Below are 520 nucleotides of genomic sequence, written 5' to 3' on the forward strand. Positions count from 1 at the left end.
CACCACCGCCGACGCCGCGCTGCAGGCCGCGCCCGCCACCAAGGCGCGCGGCTATTGGGCGACCGTCGGCCGTCGCATCCTGCGCGACAAGGTCAGCATCGCCTGCGCGCTGGTGCTGCTGCTGATCTTCCTCTCCGCGATTCTCGCGCCATGGCTCGGCCTCGAAGATCCCTACAAGGGCTCGATGATCCGCCGCCTGCGCCACATCGGCACGCCGGGCTATCCGCTCGGCACCGACGAACTCGGCCGCGACATGCTGGCGCGGCTGATCTATGGCGGGCGGCTGTCGCTGGTCATCGCCGATCGCAGCGTGGCGAGCGCGGCGCAAATCGGGGCGATCGTCATCACCGCCGATCCGCAAGGCGTGCTGCGCGTCCGCGATGTGGCGACGGTGCAGGAGGGCGCGGTGCCGGTGTGGCAGCGCATCGTCGAGGATGGCAAACCCGCCGTGCTGTTCAACATCTATGAACAGCCCGACGGCAATGCCGTGCAAATTGCTCAGGCGGTGCAGCAGAAACTG

Annotated in this window: 1 protein-coding gene; it reads left to right on the forward strand. The window is 68.7% G+C overall.

What is annotated here, in order from left to right; translation table 11 throughout:
* On the forward strand, positions 1-520 hold a 520-nt coding region (locus AACY52_RS30060), incomplete at both ends, for an efflux RND transporter permease subunit (protein WP_339561341.1).

The organism is Pseudomonas sp. EA_65y_Pfl1_P113, assembly GCF_963970525.1.
In the GTDB taxonomy this organism is placed as follows: Bacteria; Pseudomonadota; Gammaproteobacteria; order Pseudomonadales; family Pseudomonadaceae; genus Aquipseudomonas; species Aquipseudomonas tritici.